Annotated in this window: 9 protein-coding genes; 5 read left to right on the forward strand and 4 right to left on the reverse strand. The window is 59.7% G+C overall.

The window, feature by feature from the left end; genetic code table 11:
- The first annotated feature begins 173 nt into the window (after window positions 1-173).
- Window positions 174-3,293 carry an autotransporter outer membrane beta-barrel domain-containing protein gene (locus AC1DUY_RS22115; RefSeq protein ID WP_478117089.1) on the forward strand — a complete coding sequence of 1,040 codons (3,120 nt, stop codon included), beginning with the start codon at window positions 174-176 and terminating at the stop codon, window positions 3,291-3,293.
- A gap of 596 nt (window positions 3,294-3,889) precedes the next feature.
- Here the strand turns inward: AC1DUY_RS22115 and AC1DUY_RS22120 are convergent.
- Window positions 3,890-4,972, reverse strand: a complete 1,083-nt coding sequence (locus tag AC1DUY_RS22120) for a tetratricopeptide repeat protein (RefSeq protein ID WP_478117091.1) — start codon at window positions 4,970-4,972, stop codon at window positions 3,890-3,892.
- A 324-nt stretch (window positions 4,973-5,296) separates the two neighbouring features.
- Between AC1DUY_RS22120 and AC1DUY_RS22125 the strand changes: the two genes are divergently transcribed.
- Both AC1DUY_RS22125 and AC1DUY_RS22130 read left to right on the forward strand, forming a co-directional pair.
- On the forward strand, window positions 5,297-5,887 hold the full coding sequence (locus tag AC1DUY_RS22125; RefSeq protein ID WP_478117093.1) for an SMI1/KNR4 family protein: 591 nt from the start codon (window positions 5,297-5,299) through the stop codon (window positions 5,885-5,887).
- A 360-nt stretch (window positions 5,888-6,247) separates the two neighbouring features.
- On the forward strand, window positions 6,248-6,478 hold the full coding sequence (locus tag AC1DUY_RS22130; protein ID WP_478117094.1) for a ribbon-helix-helix domain-containing protein: 231 nt from the start codon (window positions 6,248-6,250) through the stop codon (window positions 6,476-6,478).
- A gap of 1,061 nt (window positions 6,479-7,539) precedes the next feature.
- Here the strand turns inward: AC1DUY_RS22130 and AC1DUY_RS22135 are convergent.
- Together AC1DUY_RS22135 and AC1DUY_RS22140 are read right to left on the reverse strand one after the other, a co-directional pair.
- Window positions 7,540-10,035, reverse strand: coding sequence for an autotransporter family protein (locus AC1DUY_RS22135; protein ID WP_478117265.1), 2,496 nt, complete (start codon window positions 10,033-10,035; stop codon window positions 7,540-7,542).
- 528 nt (window positions 10,036-10,563) lie between these two features.
- Window positions 10,564-10,911: a hypothetical protein gene (locus AC1DUY_RS22140; protein WP_478117096.1), complete on the reverse strand. Its 348-nt coding sequence runs from the start codon at window positions 10,909-10,911 to the stop codon at window positions 10,564-10,566.
- A gap of 800 nt (window positions 10,912-11,711) precedes the next feature.
- Between AC1DUY_RS22140 and AC1DUY_RS22145 the strand changes: the two genes are divergently transcribed.
- Complete coding sequence (locus tag AC1DUY_RS22145) at window positions 11,712-11,957, forward strand: ribbon-helix-helix domain-containing protein (RefSeq protein ID WP_478117098.1); 246 nt, start codon at window positions 11,712-11,714, stop codon at window positions 11,955-11,957.
- A gap of 755 nt (window positions 11,958-12,712) precedes the next feature.
- Complete coding sequence (locus AC1DUY_RS22150) at window positions 12,713-12,949, forward strand: ribbon-helix-helix domain-containing protein (protein WP_478117100.1); 237 nt, start codon at window positions 12,713-12,715, stop codon at window positions 12,947-12,949.
- 226 nt (window positions 12,950-13,175) lie between these two features.
- Here AC1DUY_RS22150 and AC1DUY_RS22155 read toward each other — a convergent pair whose 3' ends face one another.
- Window positions 13,176-16,283 carry a bifunctional diguanylate cyclase/phosphodiesterase gene (locus AC1DUY_RS22155; protein ID WP_478117102.1) on the reverse strand — a complete coding sequence of 1,036 codons (3,108 nt, stop codon included), beginning with the start codon at window positions 16,281-16,283 and terminating at the stop codon, window positions 13,176-13,178.
- Between the last annotated feature and the right edge of the window lie 547 nt (window positions 16,284-16,830).

Below are 16,830 nucleotides of genomic sequence, written 5' to 3' on the forward strand. Positions count from 1 at the left end.
GCTTCCAGCTTTTCACCAAGCTGTAGCAGTTTTGGTTGTGCAACTTGCACGAATTCACCCCGCGCGAGAAATAATAACGCTGGAATGACGGTCCACTAACGTCATAGCCGTACCGAACTGCCCTTATGCGCACGTGTCGAAAGCAAATGCGCCTGGCGCTTTGGAGTTAAGTGATGAAGTTCGAGTTCGGTTCGACGACAAAGCAAACGGTGCAGCCCACCTTCAAGGATTCGCATCTTCGCAGCGCTTTTCTCAAAACCACCGCGCTGTGGCTGTCATTGTGCATCGTGACGATCGCCACCGGCGTCGGCGGCGCTCCCGCGCGCGCGGGTGGTGGTACGGGCGGAGAAGGAGCAACGGGCGCATTAGGGGCAGGCAGCGGCGGCGCCGATGATTTGTCGGGTGGAACGGGAGATCCCGGGATTTTCGGCTCTCCCAATGCAGGTGGGGGCGGCGGCGGCGGCGGTGGCGGATCTGGAGGGAACGCACAGGGACCGGGTACAGCGGGCGGCGCTGGCGGTGCTGGAAGTGGCGGTGCCGCGGGAGGAACGGGGGCGACCCAGGCGAACGCTTCTGCCGGAGATGGCGCTGCGGGTGCAGCCCCCGGCGACGGCGGTGCGGGCGGCGGCGGCGGCTTCAATATATACTACGGCAGCACATCTGTTTCCACCGGTGGCGGAGGCTTCACGGGAAGCGCCGGAGGTAACGGTGGTGCTGGAAACGGCACCGGAGGCGGAGGCGGAGGCGGAACGGGCGGTGCCGGTTTAGCGTTGTCCGGAAATGCCACCTACAATGTCGCGTTAAGTGCTCAGCGGATTGCCGGTGCCGGCGGTGCGGGCGGATCGAGCGCAACCGGGTTCGGCGGTTCGGGCGGTAACGGTGGATCCGGCGCGTTTTTCGCCGCCGGCGGAACGGTGAATGTGGAGACAGGCTCGCTGTTGAGCGGCGGCGCGGGCGGCGCCGGAGGCGTGGGCGGCGCCGGCAATGGCGCCAACGGCGCAGGGGGGGGCGGTATTTCCGGTACTGATATCACGATCTTCAACAGCGGGACGATCCAGGGCGGACTGAATGGTGACGGCATAACACGGGCCAATGCGATCAGCTTCGCAGGTGGCGCCAACACCTTGACTCTCGGCAATCCGACCGATGGCCTCGTTGGAAATATCGACCTCGGGGGCAGCTCGCTCACCCTTGCCCAATCGACCAACGCAACGCTCGCTGCAATGATTACCGGGAGCGGGTTCATTTCGAAAACCGGCGCCGGCACTCTGGTGCTGTCCGGAACCAACACGTTTGCCGGTGACGTCGCTATCCAAGCGGGTACGTTGTCCATTGCGAACGGCGTCAACTTGGGCAGCGGCAATAAACAGATCAAGATGTTCGATGGCGGAACGTTGGCCGTCACGGCCAATACCACGCTAGCCAACAACCTCACATTTGTGACCAGCGGCAATCCCAACTTCGACATCGCAGCGGGAACGACGACCGTCCTGCAAGGCGTGATCTCAAACGTGGTCGGGCCTCTCGGGAACGGCTTCGGCTTTACCAAGACCGGCGCCGGCACCCTGGAGCTGGCGGGGACGAACATTTACTGGGGTACGACCTATGTCAGCGCCGGCACGTTGCGGGCCGGATCTGCCGGCGCATTTGGACCTTTTGGAGTAGTCGACGTGTCAGCCGGCGCGACCCTGGATTTGAACGGCTTCAACCAGACGTTCTCCAACCTGAGCGGCGCCGGCACTGTAACGGGCGGCAACAGCACGATTTCCTTCGTGATGTCTGCCGGTGATCTCACCGTACCGGGCTCATCAACGAAGATTGCTGGCAATCTCGCGTTCCAGTCCAGTGCATTCTATACAGTTGCCGTCACTCCAGGTACGTCGACGTTTGCCAATGTCACCGGCACGGCCACACTTGGCGGCGCAACCGCGTTCGTCGTGTACGCCGACGGCGCCTATGTGCAAAAGACGTACAAGATCCTTACCGCGACCGGCGGCATCAGCGGCACCTTCTCGCCCTCGGTGTCCACCTACAATGCGCCGTCAAACTACAGTTCAACGCTGAGCTACGATGCCAACAATGTGTATCTCGGTCTGATTCTGGATTTCAGCATTCCAGGCCGCCTGAACACCAACCAGCGGAACGTCGGCGACGCGCTGACCAATTTCTTCAACAGCACCGGCGGCATTCCCGCTGTTTTCGCCAACATGTCCGCAAGCGGCCTGTCGCAGGCATCCGGCGAGACAGCCACCGGCGCCCAGCAGACCAGTTTCGACGCCATGACCCAATTCATGAGCGTGATGACCGATCCGTTCACCGCAAGCCGCGGCACGTCGCAGGCTGGCGCGGTGGGCTATGCCGATGAGACGCTGGCCTATGCCGCGAAGCGCTCTCCGAGCGATGCGCTGGCCGCCATCTATCGCAAAGCTCCGCCAATGGCACCGGTGTTCGAGGGGCGCTGGAACGTGTGGGCGGCGGCCTTCGGCGGCTCGCGTAACACCGACGGCAATACGGCGGTCGGCTCGAACGATACCCGGTCGAGCATCGGCGGCGTCGCGGTCGGCGCCGACTACTGGTTCTCGCCGACGACGCTGGCGGGCTTCTCGCTGGCTGGCGGCGGCACCAACTTCTCGGTGGCCAACGGCGGCTCGGGCCGCAGCGACCTGTTCCAGGCGGGTGCATTCGTGCGCCATACGGTTGGATCAGCTTACATCACAGCAGCGGCGGCCTATGGCTGGCAGGATATCACCACCGTTCGGGTTGTCGGCGGTGATCGCCTGCGCGCGCAGTTCAATGCCAACAGCTATTCCGGCCGCATCGAAGGCGGCAATCGTTACCTGATGTCGTGGCTGGGTGGCGTCGGCCTCACACCTTACGCAGCGGCGCAGGTCACAGCCCTCGACTTGCCTTTCTATGCAGAGACCGCCGGCGGCGGTGCCAACACCTTCGCGCTGGCCTATGCGGGCAAGACGGTGACCAGCACCCGCAGCGAACTCGGCTTCCGCACCGACAAGTCGTTTGCCGTGACTGACGCGATCTTGACGCTGCGCGGCCGCGTCGCATGGGCGCACGATTTCAATAGCGACCGTTCGGCTTCGGCGACGTTCCAGACGCTGCCCGGTGCGAGCTTCGTCGTGAACGGCGCGGCGCAGGCGCGCGATGCCGCGTTGACGACCACATCCGCGGAGATGAAGTGGACGAACGGTTGGGCCGTCGCCGGCATCTTTGAAGGCGAGTTCTCCGACGTCACACGCAGCTACGCCGGCAAGGGCGTGGTGCGGTACGCGTGGTGAGACGCTGACATTCGAGATGTTTCCATAACACCCGAACGGCGAAATTGGTGTGTTGCAGCAAAGTTGAGATGTCCGCTCTGTGCAAAGAGATGTCATCCGGGGGCTGACAGAGAGGGAAGACGGCGCCGCGGACTTTCATCGCGGCGTTTACACGCAAATTGAAGCATCTCAGCCCTCAATCGGGACGGCTGCTTTTGGTCAATTCTGCAATCTGAGCCCTCGTTAAGAGCGTCGCGATTGGCTTGGGTTGCTGTCGATCATCGTTTGGTCTCGCACCGATGCGGTCGGTCGCTCCATACCAAACTATGCAGAAAAACGTCCAAGCCATCAGCTTCCAAGATGGCTGCAGATCGCACCATGCCGCAACGATAGGCAATGGCAGCCCGAAAATCATGGGTCGCACGACCCAGCATCGCCAAGCATATCGTATGTCGATCTTCAACAAGGTTCGCACTCACGCCAAAAATGGTGGGTCGCCGGCCACTCCCTTTTGGTTCGAAAGATCGCGTTGCAACAAAGGATGTCCCTGTCTGTGCAGGAGCAGAGATGCCACCCGACGACTGTCAAGGGAGGAACGTCCTGCCATGATTCAGCGCCTATGTACGGGAGTTTGACGCGGCACGCGCCGCCTTGCCGATTAGTGTGCTTTGCGCCGCGACCCAGTCGGGATCAATCCGGGTCGCCTCAGCGATATCATTGAGTCCGCCCTCGGCATCGCCCGTCACGCGTTTCTGCACGCCGCGGTAATACAGCGCCTTGGCGTTGTCGGGCGTATGCGTCAGCACGGCATCGAAATCGGCGATGGCGCGCAGCGGCGCGTGCTTGTCAATCAGGGCCGCCCCGCGGTTGAACAGATAGAGCTCGGACTCTGGGTTGAGCTTGATGGCCATGCCGAAATCGGCGATGGCGCGGTCGAGATCGTTCCGCATGTAGTGGATGACGCCGCGGCTGTTATAGGCGCTGGGATAGTCCGGGCTGATCCGTATCGCTGTCTCGAAATCGGCGAGGGCGCGGTCCCCGTCGCCCTTGTCGTCCCAGGTGCGGCCGCGCCAATAGACTGTCACGGCATTGGTGGGATCGAGGCGGATCGCTTCGGTGTAATCCGCGATGGCCCGGTCGAGATCGTGCTTGTCTTTCCAGGCCCGGGCGCGGCTCTCATGGGCGGAGGCGTCGTCCGGCGCGAGGCGGATCGCGGCATCGAAATCCGCGATGGCCTGGTCGGGCTGGGCGGTGTCGAACCAGATGCTGCCGCGGCCCTTGTAGAAGTTTGCATCGTCGGGCCGCAGCTGAATGGCGGCGCTGAAATCCGCGATGGCCCGGTCATACACTTTCATGACCTTCCAGAGGTGGCCACGCATGACGTAGCCAGATGCGTCGTCCGGCTCGAGCCGGATGGCGGCGTCGGCATCAGCGAGAGCTTCATCCGTTTCGCTAAAGCTCTCATGCAAGAGCGAGCGGCTGCGATGTAGCGCCGCCAGATCGCCGCCGCGGTAATAGTCGAGCCCGATGGCGCGATCGCAGGCCGCCATCGCCTTGGTGCCGGGGCCTTTCAGGCAAATGGCATAATCGCCGCCAGGGCCGGCTAGTGCCCCGGTGGTGGCATAAGTCGGCGTTGCGGCGGCACTGGCGGCCAGCGCCATTGCCATCAGCGTGAGGCAAAACGGTGGGCGCGAGGACAAGCCTAATCGTGCGTTCGGGCGCATGTGTCGTGCTCGGATTGCGGAGAGCGCCGGGGCGGCGTTGCTTCTTGGTCGGCGGCGTCGGCCGAAAGGTTCGACGGCGCGTCGCGAAAGCAGCAGCGGGTGCGCACGCAAGATGGAAGCAACAACGCCCGATTCCGCATAGAAATGCCGTTAGCGGCCACCTAATCGAGCGAATGCTGAATGCGTAATTGGCGCGGCAAGATTACGCGTCGACCGCGACCGTGAACCTTGCCTTACCTCCGCAGCACCAAGGGAGGCACCGCTTAGGCGGGAAACCCTTACGCATAAGCGGAGTACATGATGGCGAACGAGTTCAGGTTCGAAGACTATCCCGATGCGATGACATTCAAGCCGGTGATGGACAAAGCCATAGCGGCTTTTGCCGCGGAGCAGGGCATCGAATTCTCGTCCGATTATACGGCGTTTCTGAAAGCGTATAACGGCTTCTATTTCGATCTCGATACAGCCAGCCCGCTGGCCGATGGCGTCGAGACATTCGATTCGGTGCGCTACCTGCGCGGTCTCGACACCGGCTTCGAATACAACGACCTGCGTGTGTTCCTCGCCGACGCCGATCTCTGGGACAAGTCCTTCCGTGCCTTCTGCTATCCGGTGGCGGAAAGTCACGGCGGCGATCCGATCGTCGCAATCTACAAGGGTAAGGCGAAGGGCAAGATCTACTTCGTCGATCACGAGGTCATCCCGGACATCAGCGAACTGGCTGATGCAGGCGTGAACCTGGAGAATGCCGACGACGTCCTCGCTTACATGATCGACAGACAGGGTTGCTTCATCGAAGTCGCCACGTCGTTCTCGAATTTCATCGGCAAGCTGGTGGCATATGACGATGACGGCAGCATCAATGTCAGCATCCGCCGCCCGCTGGCGTGAGCGAGCGGCGCATCACCTGAAAACAAAAACGCGGCGGGATGAACCGTCGCGTTTATTCTGTCGGGACAGCAGTGCAGGCGCCTAACAGACTTGGAGCGCTCAAGTCAGCTAGAATCTCAGTCGGACACCCTGGACGATCTGATTAGATTTTCATCCATAGCTTTAGAAGAGATGCGTTGACCTGCTCGCCTGAAATGCCCTCGATTTCAAGTTAGGGTTTTGTTCTCCATCGGGGAGACGGACGACGGCTAAAAAGGCTCTCCGGTTGGTGCCGTGACAAGGGCCGCTTGTACGGAACAGCGCAAGCCTCCAGTTTCTCTGATACATGGAACAAATGTCGCGTTCGGCCGCTAAGATTCCATGCCGCCCAAAAAACAGAGTTTCCAGAGACCAGACGGATCGACCACCAGCGTCAGCCTAGAGCCGGCATTCTTGCTGGCGTTTCAGGAAATAGCTGCCGAGCGAGGGGTGACAACGACCGCGCTCATGCGTGAGATCGATCAACATCGCTCGCAGGCCAATCTTACATCGGCGTTGCGATTGTTTGTGCTGGATCATTTCATCGCGCAGGCTTCCGAAGGAAATGAGTAGCTTGTTGCGTCAGCGTTCCTTGCATCTATAGAACACGAAACGAAAGCTTAGATGAACGTGCCTTAGATAATCTTGAAAGCAATAAGAATGACGACTAAAGAACGATGCCGATGCTGGCCTAGATCTTCGCAGCGTCGAAGAAATGATACGCGTTCGGAGCGGTTTCGTGCGCCCCATTCTCGAACATTAGCGCTCAGATCTTGCGGGTGGAGCTGGTCTACATAGCACTCGACCGCGAAGGTCCGGTGTGGGCAGTCGCCTCCCGGCGGAAACAGACATAAGACTGTCTGAAAATGTCCCGGTAGCAGAGGTTCTCCACGAGACAGGACTTCACCGGCACCAGATTATCAGCTTCGAGCTCGTCTTGTCCGCGCTGGAAGGGCTTCCGCTGTAAATCCGGCAGAAGCATCCACGCGATAAGACGAAATCATAAAAAAGGCGGCCCCGAAGGGCCGCCGGCGTTCATTATTTAGCGACAAACGCGCCGGGTAGTCACGACGCGCCGACCGTAAGGCCCGCGCCGAACGATCCGCTCGGTGCGACAAACGTGGGGCCGCATACGATGGCGATACTGCACTGCCTCGACATCACTGATGGCTCCGACCTTAAGCCCGTGCGCCGGCATCGCGATTGCCGGGGCGCTTACGGAGGCGATGCCAAGCAGCGCAACGCTAACGGCGGCGAGGATTAGCTTTTTCATGTTTTCTGGCTTCCGTTCATAAGATTCAATATTGCGATTTTTGGCAATTTGAAATGAACCTGCAATGAACGGCCGGCGGCGAATCTCGTCAGAAACAATCGACTGCTGATCTTTTAACGAACTCTCAGTCGTCTCTATCTAGTTGCCCAAGCAAGACGCTGTTCCGGTGATCCACGCTTCGCGCCCAACCAGCTAGAGGGAGTTCCTTTGCCGAGACTTGCCCAGGCCGACGTCTCACGGGTGTTTGGGGCGCCGCCGATTGGAACCTGAGGGTTGGAAATCGGACGATTGAATTTTCGTCTTCGACAAGCTTCGGCTTTCAAACCGGCAGCAGCTCAGATCTTCGCGCCGGCGCCATGCTTCACCAGACGATGCGGAATCCGCCAGTGCCCTTGTAGCTGCGGTTCGCCGCCGCGTCCTCGAGGCTCGCGCTATAGGAGACCTCGCCGAAGACAGCGTAGCGGCCATTGGCCCAGCTATAGGTGCCGCCGCCGCCGATGCTGCCCCACAGCCGGTCTTGCGCGCTGGCGAAGCCGGTGCCGGCCACATCGACACGGGTGCCGTCGAGGAACTCGTAGCGCAGGTTGCCGATGCCGTAGATATCCGAGCGCACGATGCCCGCACCATCGTTCCAGGTCTTCTGGTGGTTGAGCGCAAGTCCGGCGCGGCCGAGCAGGCTGTCGCCGTCGCGCAGCGACACCGGGGCGCCGAACCGATCGGCGAAGCGATCGAACTCGGCCTTCGAATAGGACAGCTGCGCCTGCGGCGTCAGCGACCAGCCGTTGCCGACAAAGAACCGCTTGCCGGTTTCAGCGCTGAAGGCATAGCCCACCCCTTCGTTGCCGTGGGTCAGGCTGCCGGCCAGCACCGAGGACAGATCGCTGCGGTAGAACATCGATTGCGCCTGGCCGTCGACATAGAAGCCGTTGTCGCCGAACCAAGTCAGCGTGCCGCCGACACCCGAACCTTCGACGCGGATCCGGCCATTGCCGAAGGCCGATGCGACATTGGCGGTGGTCAGGCCGTATTGCCCGGTGAGACCGACGATCAGCCTTCCGCGCTCGTTCTCCATCAGGAGACCGTCGAGGCCGGCCTGCACTTTCAACTGATCGGCCTTATAGGTGGAGCCTGTCGTGGTGGAGGGCTGTAAATCGGATTGGCCGCCTTCGATGCGGCCCCAGAACGCCGTGGGCGTCGGTGACGCCTCACCTGGCGCCGGAGCGACACCGGCGCGCGCCATGGCATCGCTGCCGCCCCAATAGCGATTGCCGACGCGCTGCTGCATAGTCGGCAGCTCGTTCATGCCGAGCAGCACCTGTGCATAATTCTCGTAAAGCGGAACGCCGGGCTGATACAGCGGGCCCGCAGTCGCTGCTGGACCCGATGCAGACTGCGGATTGATCAGGCTGGAACGCAGATACCAGTCGCCGTCGGTCGGCGTGCTGACGCCGTTCTTCTGCAGCGTATAGGCATAGGCGCCGCCGACCACGGCCTGCTGGCCCTGAACGACGTAATTGCCGAGCAGTGAGAACGCGCCGTTCGACGCGCCGCCGACATCGATGACCTTGATGCCTTCGACGGTTTGCGCGCCGCTGCCGCCGAGATTGATCACCCGCACATTGGTGCTGCCTGCGGTATTGCCGGTGACGACAAGCCGATCGGTCGGCGAGGAATCGCCGCCGAGCGCCGTCTCAATCTGCAACGTTCCGCCATTGCCGGTGTAGTTGCCCGCGACAGTGAGCGTTCCGATAGAGTTACCGGGCGCCACGATGCCTGCGTTCGACGTGTCGCAGACCGTGCCGGTGCCTTGCAGCGTGCCGCCGGCCAGCACGGTCATGGCGCCGCAGACGCTGCCGTTGACGCTGAGCGTGCCGCCGCTCACCGTAGTGCCACCAGTATAGGTGTTGACGCCCGAAAGGATCTGCATGCGGCTGCTAAGCGTTAGTCCGCCGGTGCCGGAAATGACGCCGGAGAACAGGTCGTTCGCATTGGTGATGGTCAGGTTCTTTGCGCCCAGCGCGACGGCGCCGCTTCCCGCCAGGCTCTGGATATCAGTGCCAGCCGCCGTGATACCCGAAACATCGAGCGTCGAATTGGCCACGACGCGGCTCGAATTGCTGATGGCGCCCGCGCCGGTCAGCGCCAGGGTACCGGCCTGGATCACCGTCTGGCCGGCATACGTGCTGCTGGCAGCGAGATTCAAAGTACCGGTGCCTGTCTTGGTCAATCCGCCGACACCGGTGAAGGCCGATGCCGCATCGGTGCCGGCCGTGAAAGTACCGGTGTCGATCGTCAGCCCGCCCGCGAGGATGTTAAGGTTCGGGCCGGAAAATCCACTGATGAAGGTTGCGTTGGTGGCAGTCGCTTTCAAAACGCTATTGTCGAAATTGACCTGCGCCGCGCCAGTCCCTCTTCGCAGGAAGCTGGTCTCCAGCGTACCGCCGCCGCTGACATTGAGCGTGCCTGAGCCCACGAGTTGCGCCCCCAGCCGCAGGCCGTTTTGGGCGGTAACCCGTGCGCCATTCTCGATATTGAGTATGCCTGTCCCGCTGAGGCCTACGTTGAAGGCGCCACCGGATAGAGTCCACTGCGATCCGGCCCCGGTCACGGTGGCCGTTCCGGCGCTTCCTGCTTGCGAGGCGATAGAAAGAAGTGCCCCAGTGCTAGTAAGTGTACTGCCATTCTGAATGGTTAGATCGGCCCATGTTCCAGTTGGGTTTTGGCCGACGGTGATGTTAGCAGTTGCGCCGCTTGCCGCGCCATTGACGCCAAGGACCGTTGGATTTGGCGATGACGGATTGATGGTGGCAAAAGTTAAGCTTGTCGGCGCGACACCGCTGTTCCAGTTCGAGCCGATGGTCCAATCGTTGCTCGTCGCGCCGGTCCAGGTTTGGGCGGCCGCCGCCCCCCCGGACAGGGCCGTCAGCGCCGTAGCCGACACGCTCACGAGCAACAAGTGGAACCAGAGCGCTCCGTGGTCAGGTTCAGGTTGCCGCGCGCGATCCAGAGTCTCCCGGCGGATGTCATCTGATTGTCGTCGGATTGTTACATCGCTCACGCATTCGCGCATGACGCTCATTCCAGTTTCGCTTGGGTCGGCACGGTTCGAGGATGCGAATCTCGAAGCGTGCAATCCGCGAAGAACTGTTGCGACGGTAAATGAGCTAAATCAATCGGACAACAACTGGAAGTGTTGCCGCGGAACAAACAAGCCGCGTGTGTCGCTCGCGCAACGAAACACGCTTAACAAAGCCTTTCGCGAGAGAACAAGGGCGTCAAACCTGCTTCTGCAGCTATCAGGCTGCCAGTGGGGGCAATCGGTGACATCGCATCACCATAGAAGGCGTGTCACGCGACGCCGTCCAGCGTCACTCCGCCGGAAGCCTCAATGCCGCATTTCTTCGCGCGGTCGGCTATTGATTTCACCGGTGGCCGCCTCGAAGGTGCCAGTGCTGCTGGTCCTGAACGAGGTATCGACGCCATAGAGCTCGCGCAGCCTTCTTTGCACCGAAGCGACCGCGCGAGTGGTGGCGAGCAGTTCAGATGGACCGGCACGGCTGACGTCTTTGGTGGGCCTCTGAAGATTCGCTATGCGCCAATTCTCTGAAAAACGATCATCGAATATAAGCTCAATCTCGACGCCGCTGACGTCCTCGCACCCGTAGCACGAGCGGAGCTCAACCAGCACTGCATGCTCGAGCGCGCCCTTGGGCAGAAGTTTTTTGCCATACACGTACTCCGAATTCCTACGCCGCCGCGGAATTAAGCCCGACGCACGACAGCGTCAGCCGGTACCGGGCGTCGAAAAGGATGCTGATTTTGTTCTTTTTTGGCGACCGGCGAGCCTCCGATTTGCGACTGTTTCGGACGTCGCCTCATAAGAGAGCCGGGCAGCTATCGATCCATCAAGGAGCAATTTTGTCGAACGTAAGCCGGACGAGCCCGTCCACGGTGAACGCGTCCTCCGCGAGAAACGACAGATGAGAACAGGAGGCATTACAATGCAAGGCTGGCCAACGTTCGTTGCGGGGAGCGCTCCCGAGAACGTTTTAATTCGTTGCCCGCTGAGCCGCGCGATAGGGCGCGGGCTCGAGTTCGCCCGGACGGTCTTTTGCCGCCGCGCTCTCAAGTCGATGATTCTCAGTGTAGCAATAACTGGCCTGTTTGGCCGCTCGCTCTAACGGCCGAACTTAGCTGCGGGCGCTATGCTGTCTTTAACAAGCTTCCGAGCAGCTTTCAGGAGATCGCGAGCGGCGATCTCGTCGGCGGTCCCGAGATATTCGTTTTGTCGAACGGCCATTGCACCTGCGACAACGGCCCCGCGGTCTCACGCCATTATAACCGACCGGCACCCCTGGGTGAAAACTGGTCATGTCGCCATGCATCCGGCGACGAGCTGGAGGTTAGACAGCGGTAGGTGCACCTGGGCCAATCAGCATTAAACTCGAGGTGCTAACGCTTGAAGAAATCGTTCATGGCGCGTTCAGGGTCGCTGACCTACATCCGTCCGCAGAATAGGCGGGAGAAAAGTAAGTGGGAGGCCTCAACGGTTCGGCGGCTGGAATTCGGAAGCGGTCAGTTGTGATAGGCGGCCACAAGACGAGCGTCAGTCTAGAGGATGAATTCTGGGACGCGATCAAGGAGATCGCTGCCGAACGCGAGCAGTCAGCATCAGATCTCATCAGTGCTGTAGCTGAGGGCCGCGATAGGACTAACCTCTCGTCGGCTCTGCGCATTTTTACGCTAAATCACTACAAGCAGATACGAGGAATTCGCTGAACGAGCGCTTAGATGTTCGGATAGGACACCACTCTCAACCGCACGAGATATCATTGATCGTTCTGGTTTTCTGATCATAAGTTACGTTCATCCGCATCCAAACCATGTCAGAGAGTCTAGCGCAAGTAGAACAGGCGAGTCGCCATGTCGCATTTGCTGGCCTCTCTGGAAGCGCGCCGATGCTCTGGCCAATGAAGCTTTGAAATTCCGAGGCACGGCACTGGTCGCCGAAATAATACTTCCGCGAGCCATCTTTTGATTCTGCGACCCAGATACCGGGTTGCCGCGAATGGTTGCGAACTGTCGAGTGTGCTGGCGCCCAGTAGGTAAACGGCGGCTGTGGATGGGCGGCCATCACGACACTCAGTGAAGCGTATGCTGACTTAGCAGCGGGAGCGGTCTCAGCAGTGGTGTAGTTGGTCAGCCCCGGCATGAAGCAAAATGCCATACCCAGGATACGGTATAAAGAAGATACACGCATAACGAACCTTTGCAGCAGCCATTCGCCCCAAGGTAGATTCGCAACGCGGCATAAACAAGGCGGGATGGCGCGCGCTAATAGCCGGTCATCTCTTGGCGCGCGCCTCTAGACGAGTGAATATCAATTGATTTAGCTAAGGTGCAGCAGCCCCTGCTGGGCGAATCACATCAACTTCGCCGCGTCATCCCTTGGATGGCGCGGTTTTTTCCTGCGGGCCGACGAGACATAGAGGGCCGCCCCGCTCACTGCCGCGCAAAAGTCACGTAAGGAGCAGATGGTGCAGTCGCTGGGAAAGTCGCCGGTCGTGAAGCGTGGAGTTGTCGTGCGTGGGGTAAGAACAAGCGCGACGTTAGAACAGGCGTTCTGGGATGGATTGAGGGAGATTGCCCACGAGCGAGGGGTCACCGTCAAGGATCTCGTTGCGGAAATCGAAGCAGCCCGCGATTACCCGAACATGTCGTCAGCGATCCGGCTGTTCGTCCTCGCACATTTTCGCGATAGGCCAGTTTGATTGGGACGGTCCGAAGTGTCTAGGGTGCACCCTTGGGCAGCTCGCAAGGCATTTTGACCGTTTAGGTCATCACTAAGTCAATCGAAGATAGTCCGCGTCCTCCGCCTTCAGGCGAAATAGACTGTCCTTCATTTGCTGAGCCCTGCTCAGAAGAGGGATCGGTCGGCTTGGTGACTTCGTCGAGAACCCGCAAGGAATCGCGGGATCATCAGCGGACAGCGGCGCTTTACGAACCAACTGATGACGCCGCTTGATAAGTCGCGAGCGGCTCCTCCGAGCCTAATCGCTGAGCGATCGCCACTCCGGGCATTGCCGCGCTGAACAAGTAGCCCTGTAGGTGAGTGCATCCGAGTTTGCTCAGGAGAATTCGTTGAGCTTCGGTCTCGACGCCTTCTGCCGTTGTCGTCATGCCGGAAGCAGCCGCAATGTTCATGACGGCCTCAACGACCGCCAGTGATTCTTTAGTCTCAAGGTCCTTCACGAACGACCTGTCGATCTTGATTTGGTCGAAAGGAAACCGCCTCAGGTAACTTAGCGACGAATAGCCGGTACCAAAATCGTCCAACGCAATCTGGATACCCATACCGCGGAGTTCATACAATGCCGGGAGCGCGGCATCGTCGTCTCCAATCAAAACAGCCTCGGTGATCTCGATCACCAGCCGACTGGGATCAAGCCCCGCGGACATGAGAGCACTCGCGACGGTCAAGGCGAAGGAGGTCGCCTTGACCTGCATCGGCGACACGTTGATCGCTATTCGGATATGGGCAGGCCAACCGGCAGCCTCTGCGCATGCAACCCGGAGAACCAAGCTGCCAAGTTCTGTGATCAAGCCGGTATCCTCAGCAACCGGAATGAATTCGGCAGGCGAGATCATGCCCCGGATGGGATGCCGCCAACGGAGGAGGGCTTCGCAGCAGACGATTGCACCGTTTAGATCGACGATCGGCTGGTAATGAACTTCGAACCCCTTAGCGGCGATCGCTTCCCGCAATTCCTGCTCCATCAATAGCCTGGCTTTTGCCCTCTCGGTCATCGAGCGTTCGAAAAAGCGATGCGTTCTCCGGCCGTCCAGTTTCGCAGCGTACATGGCGAGATCAGCATGTCTGACCAGATCGTCGATACCCTCGGCATCATTCGGAGCAATTGCGATGCCGATACTCGCGTCGCTGGACAGCCGATGCCCGCCAACGTCGAAAGGATTGCGGACGGCCTTTTGCAGCTTGCCCACGAGATCTGCGACTTCATCGCGTGTTTCAAAGCGACCCGTTACGACTGCGAATTCGTCGCCGCCCAGCCGTGCGATCAGGTCACCATCTTCCAAGCAGGATCGAAGCCGTGCCGAGATCTGTTGCAGCAGGCCGTCACCAACGTGGTGTCCGAGCGTATCGTTGATGCCCTTGAAGCCATCGATATCAATGTAGAGAAGCGCGAAAGGTCTTCCCTGAGTTGCTCCTGACCATCGCTCCTCCAACTGCATCCGGAAAAGTACTCGGTTAGGCAGATCGGTCAGCGCGTCATAGTGGGCAAGATGGGCAATCCTGGCGTTAGCAAGGCGGCGCTCGGTTACATCGTCGAGCACATTAATAATATACCGAGCACAACCGCCTTCATCACGTATACCGATGCTGCTCGACGTTATGTACCGTTCGCCGAGACCTTCTCTTACGCAGACATGTTCGCTTATAACGATGTTATCGCGGGAGTTGATGGTGCGTTCATCCTCGGCCGTGACCAAGCGGGCGTCGCTCTCGTTGAAAAACTCAAAAGCTGTCTTTCCAACCATCATTTCGGCGGAGAATCCGAAATGCGTTTCGGCGTTACGGTTGACCAGCAGATATCGCCGGGTTTGCGCGTCCTTAACGGTGATCAGGGACGGTATGTGGTCGATGATCTCCCGCACAAACGCAATATTCCGATCGCGATCGTGCTCAAGCCGGGTGCGCTCGGTTGTATCCTCGATCGTTGCCACCCATCCTCCCGTACTCAACGGTCGGTTAATAGCAAGGAACGATCGGCCGTCCTTCGCTTGACTACTGATGCGCTCGACGCTCCCTTTAGCAATCGCTCTCATGACGGTTGAGCAAAAAGCATCAACGTCGCCGTCGAAATGGCTGCGCCGCTGGCGCTCGGCCATCAAATCTCTGAAGTGCCATCCGACGGCGTCGGTGTCCGGCGGAAAGTCAAACATCTCAAGATAGCGGATGTTTATGGAAGTAACGACACCGGCCCTATCGTAGACAACCAAACCTTGAACCATGCCGTTTAAGGCGGTGTCGAGACGTTCCCTCTCCAGCTCCAATCGCCGCCGATTCTCGCGGTTGTTCAATACAATCTGTCTGACGACGAGTAGCATGACTCCAGCAACCGCCAGCGCGGCGAGTACCGCTGCAATGAGGGTGGAGCGGCTTTGCGAGTTCCAATCGGCAAGCGCCGCATCCGTCGTCTTAGCTGCGACGACAACACCGGGGAAATGGCTCAGTCGGACACCGGCCGCCAGTCGCGAAACTCCGTCCACCGGGCCGGTACCGCGGACCGTTAGAGTCGTCGCGTCGTCGGCCAGTTGGCTGACGAGAGAACCGTCAGGAAGCTTGCTGCCAACAAGGTGCGGGGCTTGCGGGTAGCGGGCAAGTAACGTGCCGTCATTTTGAAGCAGCGTTACAGCCAAGCCGCTCACAGGACCAATCGACGCCAGAAACTGTTCAAATTGCGCCGGCGCGATGCGGCGTATCATGACGCCTAAGAATACGCCGCCAACACCCGTCAAACGATGCGCGATGACGGTTTGCTGATTACCGGATACAAGGCTTGGCACTGTCTCGACCAACGTCGAGACAGACGCATCGGAAATAATCCGCTGAAAGTAAGCTCTTTTTGCGATGGATATCCGAGGTGCCGGGACCGGATGCGACCAGGAGATCATTTCGCCAGACGCATCGAAAAAGGATATGTCGCCGACGTACGAGACCCCTTTGGATCGAAAGACTTGCCGCGCCTCCTCAGCTGCCATCACGGCGCGAAATTCGGAGGCGGCGGGAATGTCCCGGATGTGGAGCCGGTCGATCATGTCGGAGGCGATGATCGTGGAATCGTCGAACTGGCGATCAAGATGGCGGGCCAGCATCGTCGCCATCTGGGTTAATTCGCGCTCGGTCTCGACGAGGGCTCGCTCCTTGGAGCGGCTTACAGCATGCAGGGTAAGAAGGAAGATTGCCGCGACCAGTGCTGCGCTGCATCCGCACAGCGTAACGACTGGCATGCGGCCGGGCGTCAGCGCTCGCGCCAGCAACCCGCGTTTTACCGCCTTCAATGCAACCTCGCTCGTCCCTCGCATTCGCTCTCTCCCCCGGTAGACATCTACGCAACATTGGTACCGAACTGATTGACGAACGCAGTTAACGGCCGCCTGCCGTTCTAGGTGGCATCTCGGGAACATTGAGGGTTTGGCGTCGTACGAAGAAGCTCTGATTTATGGGGCAGATGAGCGCACTTCGATCGCTAAGGTCGACTTTAAGTATTCATTAGCCATCTGAGGCGCCCCTAGGCTGCAAGCTATATGACACAGGAAGCTCAAAATGTTTTCACCCCATCAATGCCTTGGAATCCTGAGTCTTGGTTGCTTCCTGTTGATCGCATTGCAGATGGCAACCGGCATCAGCTTCCGGTGACGAGAAACGACCACACCAATGCATGTTGTCGTACTGCGTGAGAGGCGTGCAAGCGAGCAATATGCATTCGAAGAATTCAAAACCTCGACCGATCTCAGCTCTTCGCGAACTTCTTACCAACCGGTCGTGAGCTAATGTCGCGGACCTATTCTGGACGGAATGACTGCGCGAACTGCACGCGGTGCGCGCCGCCGTTGATTGTTGCCGTCGAGC

Source organism: Tardiphaga sp. P4_G1, from assembly GCF_056401215.1.